Source organism: Mucilaginibacter antarcticus (genome assembly GCF_042686155.1).
GTDB lineage: Bacteria > Bacteroidota > Bacteroidia > Sphingobacteriales > Sphingobacteriaceae > Mucilaginibacter > Mucilaginibacter antarcticus.
This window is the reverse complement of sequence record NZ_JBHUON010000020.1, coordinates 32,134-54,326: the sequence shown is the minus strand read 5'-3', so window position 1 is coordinate 54,326 and position 22,193 is coordinate 32,134. Positions and strand designations below refer to the sequence as shown.

23 protein-coding genes are annotated in these 22,193 nt (G+C 43.0%); 5 read left to right on the top strand and 18 right to left on the bottom strand.

The window, feature by feature from the left end; genetic code table 11:
* Positions 1 to 13: 13 nt before the first annotated feature.
* The 10 genes from ACFSYC_RS15225 to ACFSYC_RS15180 form a co-directional block, all read right to left on the bottom strand.
* Complete coding sequence (locus ACFSYC_RS15225; protein WP_377129354.1) at positions 14 to 865, bottom strand: YncE family protein; 852 nt, start codon at positions 863 to 865, stop codon at positions 14 to 16.
* 4 nt (positions 866 to 869) lie between these two features.
* Positions 870 to 3,071 carry a hypothetical protein gene (locus ACFSYC_RS15220; protein ID WP_377129353.1) on the bottom strand — a complete coding sequence of 734 codons (2,202 nt, stop codon included), beginning with the start codon at positions 3,069 to 3,071 and terminating at the stop codon, positions 870 to 872.
* Positions 3,072 to 3,686: a DUF6712 family protein gene (locus ACFSYC_RS15215; RefSeq protein WP_377129351.1), complete on the bottom strand. Its 615-nt coding sequence runs from the start codon at positions 3,684 to 3,686 to the stop codon at positions 3,072 to 3,074. It abuts the gene before it with no gap.
* A 7-nt stretch (positions 3,687 to 3,693) separates the two neighbouring features.
* Positions 3,694 to 4,986, bottom strand: coding sequence for a hypothetical protein (locus ACFSYC_RS15210; RefSeq protein ID WP_377129349.1), 1,293 nt, complete (start codon positions 4,984 to 4,986; stop codon positions 3,694 to 3,696).
* A complete protein-coding gene (locus tag ACFSYC_RS15205; RefSeq protein ID WP_377129348.1) occupies positions 4,986 to 5,249 on the bottom strand; it encodes a hypothetical protein in 264 nt (87 codons plus the stop codon). Before ACFSYC_RS15205 ends, ACFSYC_RS15210 begins: the two co-directional genes overlap by 1 nt.
* Positions 5,250 to 5,289: 40 nt before the next feature.
* Positions 5,290 to 5,874: a hypothetical protein gene (locus tag ACFSYC_RS15200; RefSeq protein WP_377129346.1), complete on the bottom strand. Its 585-nt coding sequence runs from the start codon at positions 5,872 to 5,874 to the stop codon at positions 5,290 to 5,292.
* A 108-nt stretch (positions 5,875 to 5,982) separates the two neighbouring features.
* Positions 5,983 to 7,191, bottom strand: a complete 1,209-nt coding sequence (locus tag ACFSYC_RS15195; RefSeq protein WP_377129344.1) for a hypothetical protein — start codon at positions 7,189 to 7,191, stop codon at positions 5,983 to 5,985.
* A gap of 118 nt (positions 7,192 to 7,309) precedes the next feature.
* Positions 7,310 to 8,491 carry a head maturation protease, ClpP-related gene (locus tag ACFSYC_RS15190; protein ID WP_377129341.1) on the bottom strand — a complete coding sequence of 394 codons (1,182 nt, stop codon included), beginning with the start codon at positions 8,489 to 8,491 and terminating at the stop codon, positions 7,310 to 7,312.
* Between the two features lie 308 nt (positions 8,492 to 8,799).
* Positions 8,800 to 9,096 (bottom strand): hypothetical protein, encoded by a 297-nt coding sequence (locus ACFSYC_RS15185; RefSeq protein WP_377129339.1) that lies wholly within the window; start codon positions 9,094 to 9,096, stop codon positions 8,800 to 8,802.
* Between the two features lie 98 nt (positions 9,097 to 9,194).
* Positions 9,195 to 11,189, bottom strand: coding sequence for a hypothetical protein (locus ACFSYC_RS15180; protein ID WP_377129338.1), 1,995 nt, complete (start codon positions 11,187 to 11,189; stop codon positions 9,195 to 9,197).
* A 46-nt stretch (positions 11,190 to 11,235) separates the two neighbouring features.
* Here ACFSYC_RS15180 and ACFSYC_RS15175 point away from each other — a divergent pair, with 46 nt between their 5' ends.
* Positions 11,236 to 11,427, top strand: coding sequence for a hypothetical protein (locus ACFSYC_RS15175; RefSeq protein ID WP_377129336.1), 192 nt, complete (start codon positions 11,236 to 11,238; stop codon positions 11,425 to 11,427).
* Between the two features lie 242 nt (positions 11,428 to 11,669).
* On the opposite strand, the gene ACFSYC_RS15170 is transcribed toward ACFSYC_RS15175, so the two are convergent.
* Entirely contained in the window at positions 11,670 to 12,224 is a 555-nt protein-coding gene (locus tag ACFSYC_RS15170; RefSeq protein ID WP_377129335.1) for a hypothetical protein, read from the bottom strand.
* 255 nt (positions 12,225 to 12,479) lie between these two features.
* Between ACFSYC_RS15170 and ACFSYC_RS15165 the strand changes: the two genes are divergently transcribed.
* The 3 genes from ACFSYC_RS15165 (at position 12,480) to ACFSYC_RS15155 (ending at position 14,111) form a co-directional block, all read left to right on the top strand.
* Complete coding sequence (locus tag ACFSYC_RS15165) at positions 12,480 to 12,668, top strand: hypothetical protein (RefSeq protein ID WP_377129333.1); 189 nt, start codon at positions 12,480 to 12,482, stop codon at positions 12,666 to 12,668.
* Between the two features lie 105 nt (positions 12,669 to 12,773).
* Positions 12,774 to 13,412: a tetratricopeptide repeat protein gene (locus ACFSYC_RS15160; RefSeq protein ID WP_377129332.1), complete on the top strand. Its 639-nt coding sequence runs from the start codon at positions 12,774 to 12,776 to the stop codon at positions 13,410 to 13,412.
* Positions 13,413 to 13,424: 12 nt separating this feature from the next.
* On the top strand, positions 13,425 to 14,111 hold the full coding sequence (locus ACFSYC_RS15155) for a hypothetical protein (protein ID WP_377129330.1): 687 nt from the start codon (positions 13,425 to 13,427) through the stop codon (positions 14,109 to 14,111).
* A 3-nt stretch (positions 14,112 to 14,114) separates the two neighbouring features.
* Here ACFSYC_RS15155 and ACFSYC_RS15150 read toward each other — a convergent pair whose 3' ends face one another.
* From ACFSYC_RS15150 to ACFSYC_RS15120, 7 genes are all read right to left on the bottom strand, one after another.
* Entirely contained in the window at positions 14,115 to 16,220 is a 2,106-nt protein-coding gene (locus ACFSYC_RS15150) for a hypothetical protein (protein WP_377129328.1), read from the bottom strand.
* A gap of 94 nt (positions 16,221 to 16,314) precedes the next feature.
* Positions 16,315 to 18,360, bottom strand: coding sequence for a hypothetical protein (locus tag ACFSYC_RS15145; protein WP_377129326.1), 2,046 nt, complete (start codon positions 18,358 to 18,360; stop codon positions 16,315 to 16,317).
* A 22-nt stretch (positions 18,361 to 18,382) separates the two neighbouring features.
* Positions 18,383 to 18,829, bottom strand: a complete 447-nt coding sequence (locus tag ACFSYC_RS15140) for a hypothetical protein (protein WP_377129324.1) — start codon at positions 18,827 to 18,829, stop codon at positions 18,383 to 18,385.
* Positions 18,830 to 18,956: 127 nt separating this feature from the next.
* Positions 18,957 to 19,154 (bottom strand): hypothetical protein, encoded by a 198-nt coding sequence (locus tag ACFSYC_RS15135; RefSeq protein WP_377129322.1) that lies wholly within the window; start codon positions 19,152 to 19,154, stop codon positions 18,957 to 18,959.
* Positions 19,097 to 19,798: a hypothetical protein gene (locus tag ACFSYC_RS15130; RefSeq protein WP_377129320.1), complete on the bottom strand. Its 702-nt coding sequence runs from the start codon at positions 19,796 to 19,798 to the stop codon at positions 19,097 to 19,099. Before ACFSYC_RS15130 ends, ACFSYC_RS15135 begins: the two co-directional genes overlap by 58 nt.
* The gene (locus ACFSYC_RS15125; RefSeq protein ID WP_377129318.1) at positions 19,798 to 21,015 is read right to left on the bottom strand and encodes a PBSX family phage terminase large subunit; all 1,218 of its coding nucleotides are present in this window, start codon (positions 21,013 to 21,015) and stop codon (positions 19,798 to 19,800) included. Before ACFSYC_RS15125 ends, ACFSYC_RS15130 begins: the two co-directional genes overlap by 1 nt.
* A gap of 23 nt (positions 21,016 to 21,038) precedes the next feature.
* Positions 21,039 to 21,437 (bottom strand): hypothetical protein, encoded by a 399-nt coding sequence (locus tag ACFSYC_RS15120; RefSeq protein ID WP_377129316.1) that lies wholly within the window; start codon positions 21,435 to 21,437, stop codon positions 21,039 to 21,041.
* 190 nt (positions 21,438 to 21,627) lie between these two features.
* On the opposite strand from ACFSYC_RS15120, the gene ACFSYC_RS15115 reads away from it, so the two are divergent.
* Positions 21,628 to 22,170 (top strand): hypothetical protein, encoded by a 543-nt coding sequence (locus ACFSYC_RS15115; RefSeq protein WP_377129314.1) that lies wholly within the window; start codon positions 21,628 to 21,630, stop codon positions 22,168 to 22,170.
* Positions 22,171 to 22,193: the final 23 nt, after the last annotated feature.

The window sequence follows — 22,193 nt, the reverse complement described above, 5'->3', positions numbered from 1 at the left end:
AAGGAAGAGGTAATTATGTTATTACCTCCGTAACTATGAAATATTGACCGAATGTTGCACTACCAACAATAAATCGGTTGGATGTTATATTAGGATCGCAAGAAATTCCCTCGGGTCCATCCGTTATTGTTAATCGTTTGATTATTCCATGGGTACCTCTATCAACATATGCCACTTGACCGAAGCTATATTCGCTAACTAAATATCTATTATTGGCACTATTTAAATCAAAAGTTATATCTATCGGCGCCCCGAATCCCGAAATTGTATCCACGATTAAGAAGTTATCCGTGTCTACAATTGAGATATAATTACTATTGTAATTGCCTACATAAACACGGTTAATATTTGTAGGATCAAAAGCCAACCCATAGGCACCGGAAAAGCCGGTCAACATAGTCGTGGTAATCGTCTGCGTGGCTATGTCGTAGAACTGCAGCTTACTACCTCCGGTAATAACTAATCTTCCATTTGCCGGATTTGGATCTAGGGCTACACCGTTATACGAGCCGCTGACTAAGCCGCTATCAGTAGGTATCCAGGTAGTGGTGTTTATGATGTGTAACTTGCCACCTGCGGTAACGTAAAGCCTATCGTTTGGACTATCCCAAGCAAAGCCAATACACGAGCCTGAAAATGTTATTGTACTAATAAGTTCAAAGGTAATCGTATTGATAATTCTACATGTAATTCCGCTTGAAATTGCAACTCTGTTGTTTGCTGCAATAGGGTCAAATCGCAGGCCTTCTATTACTCCCCCAAATCCTCCCATATTTTGCGCGACCACGTTCAACCTATCGTTAATCTTATAAATATTATCGCCTACTTTAAAAATGCTGTTTCCTGTTTTAAATAAATGTGACATAATTTTATGCGGTTGCTATGGCTATTTTTTGCCAGATGGTGGTGGTTTTTTTGATATAGAGCTTATTTAGGCCCCATGCTTGCTGCCCGGGTAACGATGATGGATAAGCGGCTTGCAGATCGCCGCTGGTTTTATCGCCGCCGCTGTCGTCAATGTCGGCCAGGTAAAGGTCAACCAGGTTGCCGTTTAATGCAGATCGTCGCCATTGGTTAATGCCAATACAGTCATAGCGGTAATCGCTATCGTAAGATACCTGGCCTATCAAGCCATTTACTGATGCTATGCCTAAGCTGAAATCTGCCCCGGTAAGCGATGTTGATGAAACAGAAAGTTCCTGCAGATCATAGTTTTTTTGCGGACCGCTGGGATCAATGGTCAGCACCTTTTCGCCGGATGTGACGGTAGGCAATGAAGATACAGATAGTATTCGTGCATTATCCCCGTCTATAGCAACCAGGTGGATGCTGTCAGCAACAATATCGCCGGCAACCAAGGATGAATCAATACCTTTTACTAAGGGCAGCGACGCTAAGCCATTTAACGACAATGTGCAGCTGGCATTTGTATTGGCGTTGGCGAACCTGATATAAAAGCGCTGTGTATTAGCGTAAGCAGTTATTGCCGGGCTGATAGCGGCCGCATAAGTGTTAGTGCCCGATGCTGTAGCAGAAATTTTAGCGCCAGACTGGCCGAGGTATTTTGATTCCTCCAGCCCTAAAGCAGTAGCAAACTTAGCATCGTTGGTGCCGATATTTAACTCGGCCAATGTAGCTTTTTCGACGCTACCGGCACCAGCGCCTATATCACTTGCAACCTCGGCTGCCGTACGAGAGACAATAGCTTTAGTTGTCGGGTGATAGGTTAAATAATTAGTGGCCGGCGACGCATAAGCGTCTACCAAGCCGGTAATCAGCGTTCCGCTTAGTACTAAGTTATTATGTGTTACATCATCCGTAGTACTTAAGCGCTGGTTTTCTTTGGGTTGAAATAGGGCTGATAGACCGTTTAACTGGGCTTGTAGTTTGCCCAGCGCAACCAACATACCATCTGTAGCTGATATAGCAGCGTTTGTTAAAAAACTCACGCCGGTAAGAACAGTGTTCCAAACACGGCTGCTGTTAAAATAAAAGTTTATACTTCCTTCGGGCACATCATCTGTGCTCCCCGGCGATGCCACCAACTTAATGTAGGTTGAACCACTCCACCGGTATTGCGCATTATCATCCAGGGTAACATAAATCTTACCGGTTTCGCCCGTAGCGGGTAATGCGCCAACGCTGGCAAACTCCAACACATCGTCAACGTAACTGGGTAGCAGGGCCGCTGCTACCTTACCAGAATTGTCTAGCCCTGCATAGCCGTTAATGGTGTTTTTATTGGCGCTGTTTTCGGGTGAAAAACCTAAGCTATTTTGTTTCAGGGACAATAGGTCGGTGGTTTTTTCGCTGCTATAAACTTTGGTAGCCGATGCCGTTGTATCATTTATTGCCAACGGGTTTACCCACGCTGTATCATAATCTGCATTGCTGGCTTTTTCCAATAGCTGCCCGGTAGTACCACCGGCATTAATTCCCGGAGGTATCAATGATACGCCATCGCCCCAAACCCCTGCGGTTTTTGGGCCAAAAAAAGTATAGTTCCCGGTGTTGATGTAAAAATCGCCGTTTAGCCCCGTAGCAGTGTTAGATGGGTTTACAGTACCGTTTAACACGCTGAAACCATCAGTTCCGTTTGTGCCATTTGTGCCTGCTAAACCGCGCGGCCCCTGCGGACCGGTTTGCATGGAGAATACGGTGTTCCAAACACCGGTTTCTTTTTTATAAAACACACCGCTGCCGGTATCAATATAGGTGTCATGGTTATTGCCAATTGATGTTCCTGGCTGGCCCAATCCGTAAAGTACTGTGCTGTCGGTTTGCGAACTCGTACTTGGTAGCGTGTAAACCACTGTCCACCCGCCTGATAGTTTTTGAGCGAAAGAGCCTGTGCCTGTGTTGATAAACACGTCGCCGCTTTTACCTGCGGTGTTTTGGGGTAGCGTAGTGCCAAAGCTGACATTTGCGCCTACAGTTAAGTTTGCACCTAAAAATTGCAAAAGAGTTGAAAAGGCAAACTTATAGTTGGTGCCGCTACTAATCAACACAGAAACATCAGTTGGATTGATGCTGGTGGCGGCTGTTAATTCGCTTATTTTTTTGTCTGACATTTAGCGTTCTGTGATTGGTAAATAATTGGGTTGATTGAGCCCAGCCGGGTGGTTAAAATTGCTCTTATCAACCGCGCGGATCCGCGGGCCCGATTGGCGGGCGGTTTTGTTTTTGCTGCTGAACCGCCATAACGGAAAATCTATCCGGTGGTCCCATAAAAATCGCTCAACCTCGTTGGCGTGTGCATTGGCTACGCTGCGTTGTTGCTGCACCAGTTTTGTGAGGTATTGTGGCGAAACAGCATCGCTATTATCATGGCGTTTGGTGAGCGGCCCGCTTGAGGTGTATCGTATTGCGTCAGCCTCAATAAACCTGGCGAAGGCAAAGTAAAGCAGGGTAGGTAACAAGCCTTCGTACAAAACAATGTGCCCGTCTTTATCCAGATACTCGCTGCCGTTTAGCAAATATTTGTAGTGTTGTGGCGCATCGGTTTTTATGGTGCCGTCTTCATTAAAATTTTTAATAAAGTCGTAATAAAGGGCGTAACCTAAAAACGGTTTTAGGTCAAGGTCCTGCGCTTTATTGATGAATACTTTAAGGCGTTCAGGTTTAATGTTGGCCGATATATCCTCGTACCGCTGAAATGTTTGTTGGTCTATTAAAATCGGATTCATAAAGTGTTTAGTTTAAAATTTCAGCAGATACCATTTCCTCAGCTTCCTGGCGCTTAAAGCCATAGGCGTGGGTAAGTATGGCTATTTTGTTACTAGCAGGCAGCTCAGACAATAACAATTGATTAATGCTTGATCCGGCTGTGAATCCGGCGTTGTCATCAGCAACTGTAGCCGGTACTGGGATAAGGCTCCAGTTTGCAGACGGGTTGATATCGACATAAAAATTACCGAATATCTCAGCAAATGCTTCAGTTAGCTCAAGCCTGTCGGCGGCGGTATTGTCATTAAACTCGCGTATGGCTTGTTTCTTTTCGCCGCCGTTGCTTAGGCCCGATGATTTTTCAGCGTTTATAAGTTCTTTCGGAACCGAAAAGCCTTTGATAATTCTTGCTTCGACAGAACGCTCGGTACTTTCAAAAAGCTTGTCGTTATTCTGTATAGCGTAAGGCTGAAATTCAGGTTTCTGTGTTTCATCCTCATATTCAATCACAATGATCTTTTGCGCGCTCTTAGCTCCTTGAAATGCACCCAGGTCTTTCTCTAATTGAGACGGCTGATTGCTAAAACCCTGCTCACTGTCGGCACTGTTATCTGTCTCTTCGCGGCGCGACTGCATAAACAGCATCGTCGAGGGTAAAAAGCCCGTGGTAACCTCGCGGTTGTTGAATGTTTTTATACCGGCTTCGGTTTCAAAATCTTCCCAAACACTGTCAGCTTCTATTAGCGGATAATCGTCAACCTCCGGATTAAAATAATACAGCTGGCCCTTATAGTTTTGCCAGCCGCCGGCGCAGTCTACTTGCTTTTTTATCTCTGCCGGATCGGGGTTATACGCGTCGACAAAAGTTATCTTGTTGCGCATTATATTTTTCCAGGTCTTACGGCCCCAGTCGCTGTACAGGCCAAACTTGCCTGCGGTTTCTGCACTATCAGTATCGCCCATGCGGATATCCTCAAACTTTACATAGTTAACCGATGCTATTTTGTAATTAGCATTATAGTTAACATGAATCCCAAAACCGGTAAACAAAGCTTTATCGGTAGCAGCGGCCTTTAACAACCTGGCAAGTGTTAAGCCTTTTGCGTTGATGATTTGCTTACCCAGATCTTTTTGCTCAAACCCATTACCTGCTATAAACCTTGCGCGCTTGTTCCAGCAATCTTTAGCCGTGGGCGATTGGGCTACCAGCTCTAACATGCGCTGCGGATAGGCATTATCCAGATCAAAGTTTAATATTCCGAAAGTTTGGTTTGGCCTTACAATTACGCGGCGTTCAATTTGTGGTAGGTAAGTCTTCATTAGCTTTGGGTTTCACTGATTTTGGATGGTTGCACAGATTGTTTTTTAAGCGCTCGTTTGATCGCTGGCGAGCTGGTAAATAGGTTTTTGATATGCAGATAAGCTTTCAGATACCAGCGGGCCTCTTTATCGGTAAGGTTATCGTTATGGTGCATGGCGGGCTCGCCGGGGGCAAACTGGTGCCTGCCTGGTTTTAAAATATATATTTTAGTCATTTGGTCATTAGTCATTTGGTTAATTAAATTGGTGTAGGTGGTGGTCATTAACCGTAATGGGTACGGCTAATGACCAAAGGACTAATGGTTAAACTACCAAATCTTCAAGCGCGGCCAATGTACTGGCATAGGTAGCAGTTCCCGACTCCGGCGCGATAGATACGGCTCGCGGTGGATACGGTTCTTTCAGCTTATCAGGATTGGTTAGTTTTAATTTGTAACCCCCTTCAATACCTTCATCAGCAGCGTTACGCTCTGCCTCAGTTAGTATCAAGCCATTAACAGCGCCAAATAATTCAATAGCCGAATCGCCGGTTTTGTAGTTGTTGATGACCACCGCACGAACACGACCGTAACCCATCGCCATTAACTGGGCTTTGACATCGGTTGACAAGCCGGCAATATTAAAATCAATCTCCTCGGTATAGCGTGGACCGACTTGTGTTTTAGACAGTTTTGATATGGCATTGAAACTGTTGTTGGTACCCTCAAACTTGTAGACTTTGGCTGCAGAAACAGCTGTAAGACCGGTAACGAGCAATGGGTTTGTAGGGTTGTAGGTGAGGGTGATATCGTTCTCGTTAAAGATGTAAACAACATCCTCAATGCCCGATGTGATAGGAGCATCGGCACCCAGGCTAAAGCCCGCGTTTATTTTATTGTAAATTGACATATGTGGTAGTTAAGCCCTCGTTTCATCTCCCTGGTAGGGGAGACTTTGGTTGGCATGTGATAAAATTATTTTTAATAGCCCACCCTCCCGGGGAGGGTGGGGAGGGGCTTAAGCTGACAGATAAAACAGCTCGTTAGCAAATTTGAAGTTTACGGCGGCTTTCATACGCGCTTTCATGCGTACAACGTTGTCGTTGGTGTACGGCTTCATGTAAACGGTTGATAGTTCTGATGTATCGCCTAAAAGATCGACCCCTAAAAAAAGGTTTGATGAGCGTGCACCAAGGATGGTGTTGGCTTGCCAATGGTTCATTAACTGTAGTGGCACACCTAAATAATCCATTTTTTTGCTATCGGTAAAGGCATTCAAAACGTTAACCGCTTTGTTGGCCTGGGCTTGTGCGTAGGCATAACCTACGTGGAAAGGGATCTGCAGGTTAAAATCTTCCTGGCTTCTATCTGCCGGGTCAAGTTGTGCGTAAACACCTGTTAATACATCAAGCACGTTGCTGGCGTTGATATAGCTTACAGTAGCTGCCGATGATGAACCGCTAAAAGTGGCAGGTTTGCGGGTATTGATCTCGTTGTAGTTGCGCACCAATTTAAAGGTTGTTGCGCTTAATACTTGTACAAAGTATGATTGCCCTTGTACATCTATACCCGAGCCGCCGTTGGTGGTATCTTTGCTGCTGCCGGTTACTGCGGTAATGGTAACCACATCGCCGTCAGTGAGGGTAACGGTGCTTGAAACAGTAACGACGCCGCTCGCGTTGATAGCCGTTGCAGCCATTGATGTAGCCGGTTTGCCCAAACCCACCTTGTAAACGCCCGATGCTGCCGAGATTGTTGGCAACAAACCGTTAAAATCAGCTGTAAAAGTGGCCTCTTTGGTGGCGCCTTTGCCCAGCCAGTACAAACGCTCGTTAGCTATTTGTATTTTGGTTAAGTAGCGCTGTACCATAAAGTCTGATAAGTCTACCGTGCCTTCATAATCCATAAACGCGCCTGGTTTAAGGCTTTGGGCTTCCCAGCTTTGCGCAAGTTTGTCCCATTGTTCTTGTTTCATAAACTCGTAAACTACTGGGTCAAGGTAGCTTTCGGTTTGTGTGGTGGTAGTGCCCTGGTCGGCAAATATGCCTGATGGGTTTTGAAACACAACATCGTCATCAACATCAAGAATTACCTTGCGCGATTTTACGTCGTTAATTACAGTGAGCAAGCCACGCTTTACCGAGTCGGCCTCTAAAAGCGTGCTGGCCATAAATCCTGCCAGCGCTTCGCCGGCATAAGTGTTGTTTGTAAATGTAAATTGAGCCATAGAAAAGGTTTGCCCCCGGCCCCCTAAAGGGGGAGCGTTTGGTTAATTGGTTTACTTTATAGGGATGAGTTTGATAGGGTTTAGATAAAAATATTGTTCCTGCGTAAACTGACGGAGCTTAGGGCGCTACCGCGCGTTTAACCGCGTTTTGAGCCAATGTAGTTTGCGGGGCAAAAAAGGGCGAGGTTTCTGTTTTAGCCTTATTGCTGCGTTTTGAACCTTCGGGAGTAAAGTCTGATTTTATTTCGTTATGTACTTCTTCCCGTGTTTTTTTAAGGCGATTCCCTGCTTCTTCAAGCGCGGCTCTGGCTTCGGTAAGTAACTGATTTTGAGCGTGTAATTTTGCTTTAATGGCTAGCACCTTGTTTTGTATGTCGCCGGGCTTTGCTGTTTTAAATGGTTTTGATGGCGCTTCGTCGGCTAACTCGGGGTCCTCTTCGTCATCAACATGCTCCAGCGTATCAACCAAACCATTCTTTACACTAATTTTCTTTCCGGCCGATGTGGTGTAGCTGTCGGCGGGGGCGGGGGCAGTCATGTCTTCGTCCTGGTACACCTCGGCGCCTTCTTCTAATTCGCCGGCATGGTGCAGCGTACCTTTGTCGGTAATGGTTTGTTTGTTAACTACCTTCTTAAAGAAGTTCATGATCTTATCCAATACCGAGGTGGTTTTTTCAATAAGTTCTTTGTTTCCGATGTTCATATTGCTGTTTTTATTTAAGATTTTGTTAATGCATCGCTGATAAACCGCAGGGGCGGCGTTGACATAGTTTTTAATGATCGTGCTGTTAATAATATCGGTAGCATAATCTTCCACCTCGTCAATAAAACCGAGGTCAAGCGCCTGATCTGCTGATAGCCAGGTAACGGCATTAATTAAGCTGTTAACGGTAACGCCGTCTAGTCCGGTTTTATCCATGTAGATCTGTGCCAAACGGGCTTGTACTACATTTAACATTTGAACATCTTTTAGCAATTCGTCGGCATTGCCGCCGCTGCCAACCATGGGTTTATGTATCATCAGTAATGCATATTTGCTCATGACAATTTTTTTGCCACCCATGGCCACAATTGAGGCAGCCGAGGCGGCCAGCGCGTCGATATAGGTAGTTACATTGCCGGGATACTTTTTAAGTAAATCATAAATGGCAATGGCGTCAAACGCGCTGCCACCTACCGAGCTAATGTGAACGTCTACATCCTGGCCGGCCGCCGTTTCAAGCTGCGATTTCAGGTAAGATGATGATAATGTGCCCGAGCCTATGCAGTCGGTATCCGTATCGTATAGATAAATTTTCATTTTTGAGATGTGAGATTTTAGACGTGAGATTTGAGAATTTTTGACCGTAGGTTAAGCAGTCAGGTCCATGTTGCTGATGATTATCAGGCGAACAATACAAATGTCGGTACTTTAATTTTGATTGATGGTGACAGTGTTTTGTCAGTAAGCTCTTGTTTGTCATTGCGAGGAACGAAGCAATCGCAAGAATAAAAGGATGCGATGTTTAATTCGCGATTACTACCCTATCCTCGGAATGACTCACCTGTTATACAAATATCGGTACTATTAACTGGGGTTATGGTGACCTATATTACCTATAATGTTAATTATGCTGATTGGCATATATCAAAGGTCGCAAAATTATTTGCTTCCATTGGTGACACTGTTTTGTCAGTAGCTGTAAAACTATTTAACGCACGCCAAATGGTTCGTTCATCTTTATCAAACTTTACTTCGGCCTCTAACACTGCCTGATTTTTGCTTATGCCACGCGCCTTTACCTGGGCCTGTACCCATAAATAGATCTCGCGGTAAACAAACACTTTAGTAGTTATAAAGCCCGCTTTATACAGTTCAGAAAATATGCCTTCGTCAAACAAGGCGTTTGCAGTTTTAATGTTCATATGGTTACCTCCGTCCCTTAAAGGGGTGCTGTTTAATGGTTATAGAAAAATTATAGAATGGTTGGGATTATTTACGCCCCCATTAGGGGGTTGGGAGGCTATAAATTCACCCTATTAACCGTCTGCGCCAAAATACTTTGCTGACTGTTAATATCTTTAACATCAACAAATACCGGCGGGAAGTTGTTGATCATCTGGTAGGCAATAGTATTTGCCAGTTCCTTTTGATCGTTCACTGGTTGATTGTAATAGCGGTTTGAGTTGCCGCCATCGGTAAATATACCACCTATGGCATAACCCCGTCCGGGGTTGGCCATAGAGAAATCCCGACCGCCATGTGCCACGTTGATAGCACTCACCAGGTTACGCGCCCAGGGATTTCGCATGGCTTCTGACACCACCACGGCCTCGCCCGATCGCAGGTAGGCATTCGTATCATCAGTACGGCTGTAGCCGGATAGGAGCGAGCCTTTACCGTCAGACACAAACCGCCCGCCGCCTGCAAAGCCCGGTTTCTGTTTGGCTATTTCGGCGATAGATGAGGCGCCTTGTACGCCCATAAATACAGCTTGTGCTATACCCAATGCCTGGCCGATAAAGGGAATACCGGCATAAGCTTTAAGCGACTCCATCACCGCTTGTTTGGTATTGATGATGGTATCAGCAATTGAAGTAGCTTTTTTGGCTAAAAAAGCCGTCTTAAAAATGGCCGAATCTTTCTTGCTGTTTTTTAACGCTGCATCAATAAACCTATCGCCGGCATGTATTTTTGATTTGGTCAGCTCATCTTCTGCTTTGGCGCGTTTTTCGGCCGACTCAATATCAACGGCGTCTATTGCTCTTTGGGTAGTAATTTTGTGATTAAGGATCTGGTTGTTTTGCGCTTCGATAGATTTTTGTCTTTCAGCATCCATTGATTTGGCAATAGACGAAGTATCCGGTTTTACCTCTTCAAAAGGCGAGTCATGGGTGATGGTTCTGTCTTCTTTGGGCGGCTTGTTTTTTCTGCCCCCAGATCCATCGCCTGAATCCACTTTGTAGCTGATAACCGGGTTAACGTTTAATATTTTTGCTCCGTATTTTTGGGTGTCTTCTGCCACATTTTTTGCAAGCGCGTCATTTTGACGGTTTAAAAGTGTCGAGTCGGTATATAAATTATTAATCAGTTTTTGTGTGGCATCACGTTGTTTTTCAAAATCGCCGGCTTTATTAGCCAATTGTTGGGTTTTATAACTTGCAGAACTTACTCCGTTATAATAGCTGTTTTTAACTGTTTCAGCAGCCGCTTGAGCTTCGGCTAATTGCTTATTATATTCAACAAGTTCAGCTTTAAGTTTAGTTATATTAGTGCTGTTACCAATTGCGCGTTCCTGATTTTTAACCATAACGTTTTCTGCGGCGCGGGCTCTAGAATTAGCTATAATTGATTTTGTGAGCTCGTTGTAGCTTTGAGCTGCCTGACCATTCATCATTGTCTCGGTGGTCATTTTTTCAAAGTATCCGGGATACTGTGCTTTCAATTCTTCCAGGATCTTTTTGCGCTCTATATCGCTTATGTTTTTATTCCTGGTAGCATTATAAAGTAACTCCAAGTGTACAAGTTCCTGTTGAGCGCTTTTAGTTCCCTGTAACCTTACCTGATTGACTGCATCTACTACAATCTTTGTGTCTTGTAACCTTTTATTAAAAGCAGACAAGGTAGTCTCGCCTTTTGAAAACTCTTTCACCCAATTTATAATTTCGGGTAAAAAAGCAATAATGACAGATAAGCCACCGGTTAAGGATGCCTGTAAAGCAGCCCCACTAATTTTCAGTAAGTCCATGCCTTTAAGTACCGCTTTATGGATTACTTGTAAAGCGCCAAGTGTGTCACCAAACTTAATAACGGAGTCTGTCATAGACTCGCTTTGAGCCTTGTTTTGACTTATTGAATCTGAAAGTTTTTTTATGTCGCCGTCTAATTTGCTTATCGGGATTGCTAAATTACTTATTGATGTTCTTAATCCATCAAATGCGGTTTTATATTGATTTAGCTGTTGCTGCCCGGCAGCGTTAATTTCTACATTTATAGAAATTTTATCTTTGTTGCCCATATATTTAATGTTTATAAATTAGTTAATTGAAATTATTGTTAGAAGTATGAAAATCTTAAAATCAAAATCTTTTTTAGATGACCAATCATTAACAGCCTTTGTCATTGAAAGCGGCATAACGAGGGAGGACATTTTCGCAATTTCTACCCCGGCAAGAGGCGGCTTCGGTGGCTTCGTGTTGTTTTTTTATAGCGACCAGGATGTAAAAGAGAAAGAATCTAAGGGTTTTTGGGGTTAATTATGATTGACTAACTATTTTATCAAGCAACAAAAAAAAATAAAAAAGTAAAAGGTTTGTTCGGTTATCATATTTAATGCAGCTTTTGCTTTAGCGCTGGCTAAAATTGCCGGCTAATTGCTAATTAAAGTATGCCATCTGCAAAATCAATCATCATAAATGAGTGGAGAAGTAATATTATTGTTTATATGCCGTTTGGCATATAAAAATCTTGATTTCAATTCTTTTGTTTATGCAATATATTATTGTTTACTTACCTGCGAAGGGTCTATGTAAAGTTTTTCGTCTGCCCAAGTGTAATTTTTCGGCATAACAGCAATACTATCCTGGTTGCTAATAATCGCTTTGTTTAGATTGATTTCGTAAACAAAGTGTTTGAAAATATTACGGGTAGATGGATCTTGACATTTTAGCAATTGCACATTTTTATAAATTCCTATATAGGAAGATTTTAGCTTTTTTATTTTTACCCTGTCAATATCCTGGAAACTGTTGACCAGGAAAAAATCGTCGTGAAAGACGATCTTTTTATATTTTTCATCAGCCTCTTCTTTTGTGAACATATAATGCGTAATTTCATATTCATCCATTGTTAAAGGCCTTACAGTGCGATACGTTGAAATACTGTAATCTTTACTCAAAAACTCCTCTTTTAAGTTAAGTTTATCTCCGGCATCAAAGCGCTCCATGTCAGAGGTATAATAGGAAATGTAGTTGCTCAAGTCTGTCGCAAAAACTAAAATTAACAAAGTTATTATAACGGCAGTTGCAGCAATAAGAATATTTTTTTTGTTCATAAGTTTAGATTGCTAATTTGATTAGTAAATCTATATAATTTTTTATTATGCCGCAAGTTGTACATGAGATTTAATTTGAGGTTTGCTCGGTGAACATGTCAAGCTGCCTTCGCCTTAGCACTTTTAAGAATAGATCTTGCTAAATTTTTATAATTTTTTAGCTTTTCCGCGGCTACGATTTCTACCTCAATAGAAATTTTATCATGTTTGTTTTCCATTTATTTTAATTTACCTGCTTAATCTAATCTTAATACTATGAATGTTTTAAAAACTGAATACTTTTACAGTGCAACAAAAATGCTTGTGTTTGTAAATAAAAACCAGATTCCAAGAGAGAATATTCTGACTATTGCAGCTACCGAGTCGACTTCCTCTGTGCGTTATACTATCTTTTATTATGGAGATTCGGATGTAGAGGAAGAGGTGCCGAGTATCTGGGACTAATTAATAAGTATCAAATGAATTTAATGCCGATTGGCATACAAATTTCTAAAAAGTATTTGAATTTGCCAAAAATATTAGCAAATTTGTTTTTAAACCTTATCTATTATGAAGAAACTCCTTTTTATTTTTGTGATAGCAATCTTTGTAGTTGCTTGTAAAGACGATGGCTCAAAAGTATATTTTGATGCCGGTATCAAAAAAATGTATGAAAGTACCGACTCTGCCCAGCGTATTGCCAATTATAAAAACGCGTTTGCCGATTTTAATAAGGCTATAGAAATTAACCCCAATTATGTAGATGCTTACATGAATAGAGCTAACATAAAAAATGAGTTAGGCGACTACCAGGGTTTTCTGCAGGATTGCAAGAAAGCTAGCGAAATTGAACCTGAAAATACCAACGTTTATATATACCTGGCCCGAATTAAGAAAACTCGGGGAGATATCAACGGGGCTTTGGCGGTATTGCAAAAAGCGATTTCAATTGATGCAAAATTAAGCAAAGCCTTCTCTGACAGGGCGGAGATCAAATCTGGGCAAAAAAAATATAAAGATGCATTGGCGGACTATGATAAGGCCATCAAATTTACTTCTGACAAAGAATTGCTTAAGTATTTGTACAGTAACCGGGGTTTAACACATCTTGACTTAGGTGATAAAAATAGCGCTTGCGAAGATTTTCATAATGCTAAAGACTTAAGAAATCCAAATGCTCAAGGCGAAATTGATTCATTCTGTAAGTAATTGATAATGATCATGAAAAAAAATTATTGCTTTTTATTAGTCTTTTTGACTACAGTTATAAGCGCCTGTCAAAATCAAATCAAGCAAGAAAGCACGGCTGCAGATTCGACCTTATTTAAAGACACTACCCCTGAGCCTGAAAAAGACGCACGCCCAACAACCCAGGTTCATTTCCTTAACAAAGTCAAAGCCGACTCTGAATTGCAAGAAACATCAGATGCAATTAAGAGAGATATGCATGTAGAAGCGTTTAATAAATACGCCGCAGACAGCCTTAAAAATATAACCGGTTGGGAAATGATCGTCACCGAAATTAATGATAATGATTTGTCAATGAACAGTTTTTCGTCTGTACTCGGTTTGGCGGGTCCGGTTTATAACCTGGTGCTTACATCTCCAATAAAAGTTGAAGCATCGGTTGACAGCTTATCAATAGACAACAGGGTTGACTTTACTTACACCTTGGCAAAGTCGCCTAAGGGCGACGTTTTAAAGAAACAACTTGAGGTGATCAAAACACTTAGTAAAGGTGATGTTGTTATAGTCTCTGGCGCTATCACACATGTAAACGACCAGGGCAAGATAGATTTTTCATCCTTTTATGACACATATGGCCCCTGGAAATTAGATCTTTTACTCAATGATATCAGTAAGAGCGGATCAAAGGATTATCAGTTTCTAAAAAAGGTTGGTTACTAAATTTTACCCCAATTTCACCAATTCCACCTTTACCGGCTGCCCCTTGCGCCAGGCATCAATTTTATTGATGTAGTAATTGGCGCTGTCTTGCTCAAGGTAGACTGGTATGGTCAAATCAAGCTCCAGTATGTCACGTGGGGTAAGCAAGAAATAGCGCACTACCTTTTTTGTTTGCTGTAATATCTTTTCAAGCTCGGCGTAATATTTGGTTTTCAGGCCCGGCAGCAGTGTGCCCGTTACTGTTGCCGGCATGTCACCGAAGCAAAGACTATACTCACCGTTTGGTTTATAGAAGTAGGGCGCGCTTATTTTATCATTAACGGTTATGGTTATGCCATTGCCATCTGTAAATTTTAGGGGTTTGTCTGCCGGTAAGTCAAGTTTATGGTCTACCAGTATCCTTGGTGAAACGTTTATACTGAAATCATCGCTGTCGCTTTCAGAGTCTATCATTTTTATCTGCGCGACAGTATTCCCCAGGTAGGGGCGGTTTAATGTAGGGGCAAACTGGCTCTCAATCAAGTCGGCAGCTGCGGGAAGGGTAGCGTCGGTAACTTTGATAGCTGTGTCCGCAAAGCCTTTAGGTAAAATAGCGTCGTCCTCTTTATATTTTAAATTATTTACCTGTGCATATCCGCCTAACTCGAAGCTTATCGTTTTGCCCTGATCAATACATTTTGCTGTCCAGTTTTTAGCTACGGGGATATTGCCGACAATGTCTTGAAATGAGTTGAATGAGATAGTGCGACCTGCGTTGTCTGTTTGGCAAATAATGCCAAAGCGTTGCAGCGTATCTTTAAGCAAATCTTTTTGCGATATATCCGGAAAGATACGTTCGCATTGTACCATTTGGCCCGGCTGCACTTGCTGCTGCTGGCTGGTAATGGCCATGGTCATCCCCTCAACAATACGCGCGTACGCGGGCGGCGCATTTAGTCCCTCCCAGGTATAAGCCAGATAAATGCCGCCGTCTTTAGGTAGCTCTTTCTCCACTGATATGGTGGCTTTATAAATGTCAAGTTCGGCATAGATGCTGCCCCCGCTACTGCCATTAAGCCTGCGCCAACCCTTTGGATCAGACGTTGGATCATTTGCTCTATACTCGCCGTAATTTCCAAACGAAAAAACATACGACTCAAGCGGCTCATCGGCAACTGCCGGGTAATTGGGCGAGCGATAGATGATTTTGAATATTACTTTGCTGCTTTTGTCAGACGGTGACACCCTGCCCCTCAAATAAAGATGAGGAATGTTTACCACTATTTTTACGTTATTAGGTTGGGTAGATTTAAATACGTCCTTTGCCGGCGCCATTTGCTTAGAAGGGTCGGCTGCTGCCTTATCCCAATTAAAATACCCCTGTGAATAGGCGATAGTAACGGGCGATCTTTCAAGACTTGCACCGCTGTTATCCACCTGGTTTTGGTAATCTGTGCCATGCTCAAAACTGCTGTTGCTAAACTGTACTATCAGCTTTGCGTACAGCGGGTCTGATAGTAATGATCCCTTTGCCTGATATCCAGTTTTTTTAACCAGCAAATCAATGGCCGATTTTAAAAAAAAGCCCGGGCGAAGGTGTTTTATATTTATGGGCTTTGATTTATCGTCTGTAAGGTTGCCATAATCAATCACCGGATAAATCCAGCCTTCGGTTTTGGTTCGCGATAGTACAACATTGTTAAGGCTCCACTCGTGGTCATAATTTTTCCACAAGGGGCTGTACCATACGCTCTTGCTGTCGCCCATTTCGTACAGGCTACCTTCAATAGCATCAAAAAAATCAACATTGCCGGATAGTATGGTAATATTCGCACTGCTATTATCCACGCTGTTTAATTCGGCAACACCATAGGGGATAACTTCCAAACCATCCTGTACCAGTTTCGCCGGATATTTTGAGTAAGGCGCTTGGGTACAAAAAGCCACATCGTCCGGGAAACCTAAAATGCGCCTGTTGTTTTGCGTAAGCGGCAGTTTAAATTGGTTAGATGTATTACCCTGCTGGTTACGCACCTCGGCCAGGTTGTTGATCTGAAACGTCAACGCTATGGGCGCGTCATCGCTCAGGTCAACCAATTGGTCATTTATGTAAAGTTGGATGTTATTCATTGGTCATAAGTCAATTGTCATTAGTATTTTTAAGTAAGTCAATAGTTTTTAGTCGCGTACTAATTCGGCTTACCCGCCATTCATCGTTTACCACTTATTGCGTTTGTATATTGATTGATGGCAAATTAAAAGTTAAGCTAAATGGAGCCTGGCCGTTAAAGGTTTCATACTCGCTAAAGGTGGCGCTGTTAATCACTATGGTTTGCCATTTAATGGGGTCTTTACCGGTTAGCATTTGTACTTTAGGCGAGTATTTGATGGATTGCAAACCCTTGATATCTGCCACAGACAGATCTTGCGCCATTACCTTTATTTTTTGACCGGCAGCTTTGCTGATCACGTCTTCAATGCCGTCCTGATTTTCCCAATCCGTCACGTAGTTTTTAATAATTACCGCGTTCTGTACATCCAAGGATACCTCCTGATTATACACAAAGCGATAATAATTCCATGAGCCTGATAAGCCTATCCAGCGCAGGTAAACCGATTGATCGTCGGCCGATTTATCAATACGCACCGTTTGCGTTTGGGTAATTGCCAGTGGCACACTGGCCACTTCATATTTTAAGGCAATGGTAAAGTAATAGGCGTCGTCCGGAAAAGTCGCATCAACCAATAACCTGTTTAATCCTAATTGCTTTAATAAAGGCTCGGCTGTTGTTACCGGACGCGCTATAATCAGTTTACTGCCGTCCTGGTTGGTTAGCCATGAGCTATCTTCGTTTAACAATGTAACATTTTCTGCCCCGCCGTTTAAGGGCTTTCTGTTGATATTGAGCAGGGTAAGCTCTAAATAAATATCAAGTCCCAGTAGCTGCTCGCTGTATATAAATCCGATATCAAACGGGTAGTTGTTTGAGTAAACCGGCTCGGAAAAATCTGTAAGCCATTTGGCTAATGGTTGGCCGTTGGTAAAGGGTACGTATTCGGCCAAATTGCCACCATACTGCTGGCCTAGTTGTTTAGCGGCGTAAACTACATAGTATTGTTGCGGGATGCTGATCCAGTTGGATAAGATTGCGCCACCCGCGGCATCGTCCCATTGCTGCGCGTACTTTACCTGGTAGCTTGCGCTAAGGTTGTTATCGCGATAGTTGGTTCGTGTATAATCGCTACCATCCTTGACCTGTAGCAAGCTTTGCAAAAAGTTTGACAGATCTGTCTTTACCAATCCCTTACCATCGGGTCGGTTGCTTGACTGTAAGGTTTTTACCTGCCCGTAAACATCGGTGTAACTAATTTCTGTTATCACCTTATAATAGGGCCGTAAGCTATTGATATTGATAAAACCTATGGCGGTTGATGTGTACGGCGCATCAATAACAACAAAGTTGCTGCCGATTGCTGTCACTTTAAAAGTGCCCTTATACACCCCGGCATCTACATAAACAATATCGCCCGGTTTTACGGCGCTGGTATCGGTGTTAACAAATAGCTTTGCCTTGCCATCAACACTGTTTAGGTTAGCGTTGGTAACCGCAAAATCTTTACGTTGATAAGTAAACACTATGGGGTTAAAAGCCGCGCTCCACCTGCTGATATTGCTGCCAACAGCTACCGATGGCTCCTTAACCAGCAAACTGGTTAAAATTGGTATAGCTACGGTTGAACTTTTGTTGCACCCCAGCGGATTAGCATCGCGCACATAAACAGTTTTTAAACCGCCCGTTAAGCCGCTAAATGTTTTAGCGGCCTGAAAGTTAACATTGTCTAAACTGTATTGCAGCGGCAAATAACTTGAAAACGCGTTGATACTGATTTGCGCGTCGGCAGCGCCGGGGGCAGATTCAGGGTGGTCGACAAGGATTGAACTGATCACCAAGTCGCACAAAGCCACCGCGGGGGCAGGGGCGGGCACCTGGCCCGTGCTTACTATGTTGTAAATGCGTTCAAAAATCTCGCCGAAAGCATCATTTTCAATAATGAGCGCGTTTTGCTCAACAAGTAATTTTTGCCCGGGTATAAAAACGCTGTGCACGGTTACTTCTCCCCTAAATGTTATTGAATAAATTACCTCAACATTATCGCCATTTGTAGGCTGGCCGGTGGCAGCATCGGTTAATTCAATATATACATTGGCGCGGGTTTCTGTGGGGCTGCCCGGCGCGGGGCCATATCTAAAACTGGCTATTATTCCCATTGATTAGTTTGTTTTTAAATGATCAGTAATTATCGAAATACATGGTGGCCAGCGTTATAGTCAGGCTTACACCGGTGGTGTTTACATCAAACTTGTTGTACACCGGAATGCACTTTGCCTTATCGCCCGCCTTTATCTTAAAATAGCGGCCATCGCCTTCGCGGTACTTTGAAGCCTTTGCAATAAATTGGTTGGCCAGGTTTAAGGCCTGGCTCACATAGGTTTCATTATCAGCGGTATATTGGTCAAAATCGGTTTTGAATAAAAAATCAAGCGTTATGGCAAAGGTGTTGTCTACAGATCCGTTGATCTGCGGCGACAGGTTTATAGCTTGCGGCGGATATAAAAACACGCAGGGGAATACGGCGTCGTCGGCCAGCGTATTTAACTCGTTAACGGTGCCGTAGGCAAAGCCGGGGACACCGGTTAGGGTTTGTACAACAGCTTCTATTTGGTTACGTATGGGCATAGTGGTTGAAGATTTGTGATTGAAGATTAGTGATTGGAGATTAAAGATTGGATATTGGCGCTTGAGGCATCTTTCCGCATATCGATGGGTTTCAAACCCTTCGATATGGTGGTGCTGCGCTAACTGCTTACTGACCCTTTAGCAACTCAGCATATCGGCGTTGATACTCGGCTTCGGTTTTGTTGAGCAATAGCTTGGTAAGTACGCGGTCATAAGGCATGTTCAGGATCTCGTCCCATTTGGTTATATCGCCGCCGGCAAGCGCGTTTACGGTGTTGATGTACTTAAAGTTTTGGAACGATTGTATGCCTGCCTTTTTCTCCAAAGCAGACGTAGCCGATGCCAGAAGCCTGTTTTCGGTTTCGATAAGTTTGGATAGCTCATAAAAAAATGCTTAGCTATGGGCAGCGCCTCCGTTACCCTTAGAGTCTTTACGGTTTCGGTAAATTGCCCGGCTTGGTAATCATTGTATTTGTTGCCCGTGGTACGGCAATAAAAGTAGTGCGCCAATACCTGGCAGCAAGCTTTTAACGACGGGTTAAATCGTTCCTGCCAGTCAGCTTCGCCATGTTGTTCAATGTGTTGCTGTATCTCGTCGGCAATAATTTCCCGGGCAGCCATAAATGCCCCCGCCGGTTCAATTGACAGGTTGCTTATGACATTTACCTCATGCATTTTACCATTAATCGTAAAACCGGCTTTTTTGGGGATAGCATCGCTGTTATACAAATATTTTATCTGGTTTGATAACGAGAGCACGGTTTCGGCAAATACATCAAAGTCATTAAAATCCTTAACGTTTTTTAAGTCATCGACAGCCGTGCCCGATAGTATGCTGATAGCATCCAGGTCGGTAAGCGGGTTTACTTGCTGCATTTGCATGAGCTGCCCTAAGGTAACTTCCTGCAATTGCGACGGTAGCTGTATGCTGAGCGTACCATCAATGGTTTTTAGTTGTTGTGCTATCATTAGTTTATTAAATCATTTATAAAGTTTTGCTGTTGATCAATGGTTGCAGGTAACCGCGATTTGAGTTTGTCTGTAGCCTTAGTTTTTAACTTGTTTAAGGCCACATATCTTAGCGGATCAATCAAATGGTTAAAGCTGTCAACCGGTGTGTTTAACCCTCTGCCGCTTTTGTCAACTTTCCATTTGTACCTGCCCAACTCATTGCGCAGGTTAGCGCTTCGGCGGGTGATGTTTAGGGTATAGCGCTTTAATATGTCTATAGAGTTATTTACGCTGTCGGGTCCTTTCTTTGCACCGGTAATATGCCAGCCCAGCCGCCATAGCTCTTCAATTGATTTTGGTTCGGCGCTGTCGGCAATTACTTCTGCCTTTTTGCTTACACCGGCCAATGCCAGTTGTTTTGATACATCGGTATTAGTTAGCCCGGTTTGGTAAAACAACTCGTCAATCCATAGCTCGCCATTCTGTTTGTACACTTCAATACAACCCGTCTCATCGTTGCTAAAACCAAAGTCGAGCCCTACGGCAACCGGCTTTGCATCCTTAGGTATATCATCGCAAATGTGCCAGTTGGTAAAAATCAGTCCGTCTACTTTACCGGTTAGGCCGCGGGCGTAAACCTTCCATTTTTCGGGGTCATTAATGCCCTCTATCCTGTTGGCCATTTCCTGGTCTAAAAAAGGATTGTGGCGGTGGTCTGATATAATCAGTTCCACATCAGGCGTACCTATCAAATGATCATGTACCCAAAACTCCGAATTGGGGTTATAATCAATAAATATCCGGGTTTTTGTACGCATTGCCAGCTCCTGATATGTATTCCATTCAATACCATTTGCCTCGTTAATAAAAAGATAGTCGCGCTTACCAGATTTCGCGTCCTGCGCATTAGCGTAGCTTTTAAATTCGATGATAGATCCATTGTGAAATTCAAATACCCTGTCGGTTTTGTTGTAGCTTTTTATAAGGTGTTTAAGTTGGGGCAGCTCTTGGTAAATGCGTGCAGCATCGCGCAGGGCGCCGGCTTTAAGATTAGGTATGTCCTGGCCAACCACAGTTATTACCTGATTTTGGTGCTGACTGGCCAGGCAAAACAATACTTGTTCGATAGCGAAGGTTTTGCCAGAGCTTGTGCCGCCCTGGTTGATTACCACGTGGGCGGTTGATGTGTAGTTGCGCTTAAATATGACGGACGCCCCATATTCAGTTGTAGTCATGGATGTGGGTTTTGCAGATGTTGTTAAATAGCTACTTCTTTTTCAGACGATGCAGGTTCCGGGCCGGTTTCAATGAGCTTAATGCTAATGGATGTTGACGCCTCCTTCAGTTTTGGCGTAGCAGATGGTTCTTGCCAGCCCATGCTTTTAAGCGCAATTATAGCGCCCTTTGCGTATGGAAACAAGAGCCTGCTTTCGTAATAGGCGATCATTCTTAAACGGGCTATTCTGAGCTGTTTTTTAAACAGGCCGACACTTTCATACAAGTCAAATTCTTCTTTGCTCTCAAAACCAAGGTGTATCGCAAGGCCGGTTATGGTTGGGTGTTCAACTATCTTAGCCGATGATAAATTACTGATGGTTTTGCTGAAGTATTCGTCTATTTTTTCAAGCAGATCTTTTTTATAATAATATTGTTTCATAAGTATAAATGTTAAATATGGATAGCCTATGGCGCCAACCCTATGCGTGCTTGGCGGGGTTAATCTTTTAATTTACAGTCCTGTGCGTAAATTACTGGCACAATTTTTAAGTTAAAATATGTTAATTACGTTTTAGCACAACCGTCAATATATTATCTTCGTATTATTAGTACCTTAGTTGTGGGCCTATATGAAATTTTACAAGTTTATTTTGTTTATTGGTATTGCAGCATTCTTGTCTTGCAAGAAAGACAAAGCTGTAAATTATACTGTCGAGAAAACTGTACGTACGGATACCAGCAATAATTCGGGCAATTTTTTGGCAACTAAAGGCTCACTTTTTATTAGCGTTGGCGATACCATTTATTCGTTTAATGCCGCTAAAGATTCTATCGCTTTTATCAACGTAAATATCGACAGCAATAAATACTTTGGTATTACTGCTATAAACAAGCAGCACACCATGAGCTTTGGGATCAGCTCGCCGGGTTTTGCCGCGCCTCAGTTAGTTAATAATATAGCCGGGGGGCAATTGCTTTTCAGCAAAAAAAACAGCAGGCAATACACTTTATCGCAAAGCAGGGGCCAGGGAAAATTTAACCAGATCACCCTTGATCAATACATGCAAGACAGCCTGATAACCAGCGGAACTTTTAATGCAGTAATGGTTAATAAAATTGGTGGCAACTCGACCATCGTTAAGGCCAAAGGCTCTTTCAATCTGCAGAAATAATAGATTGTTTTTTTAATGTGATG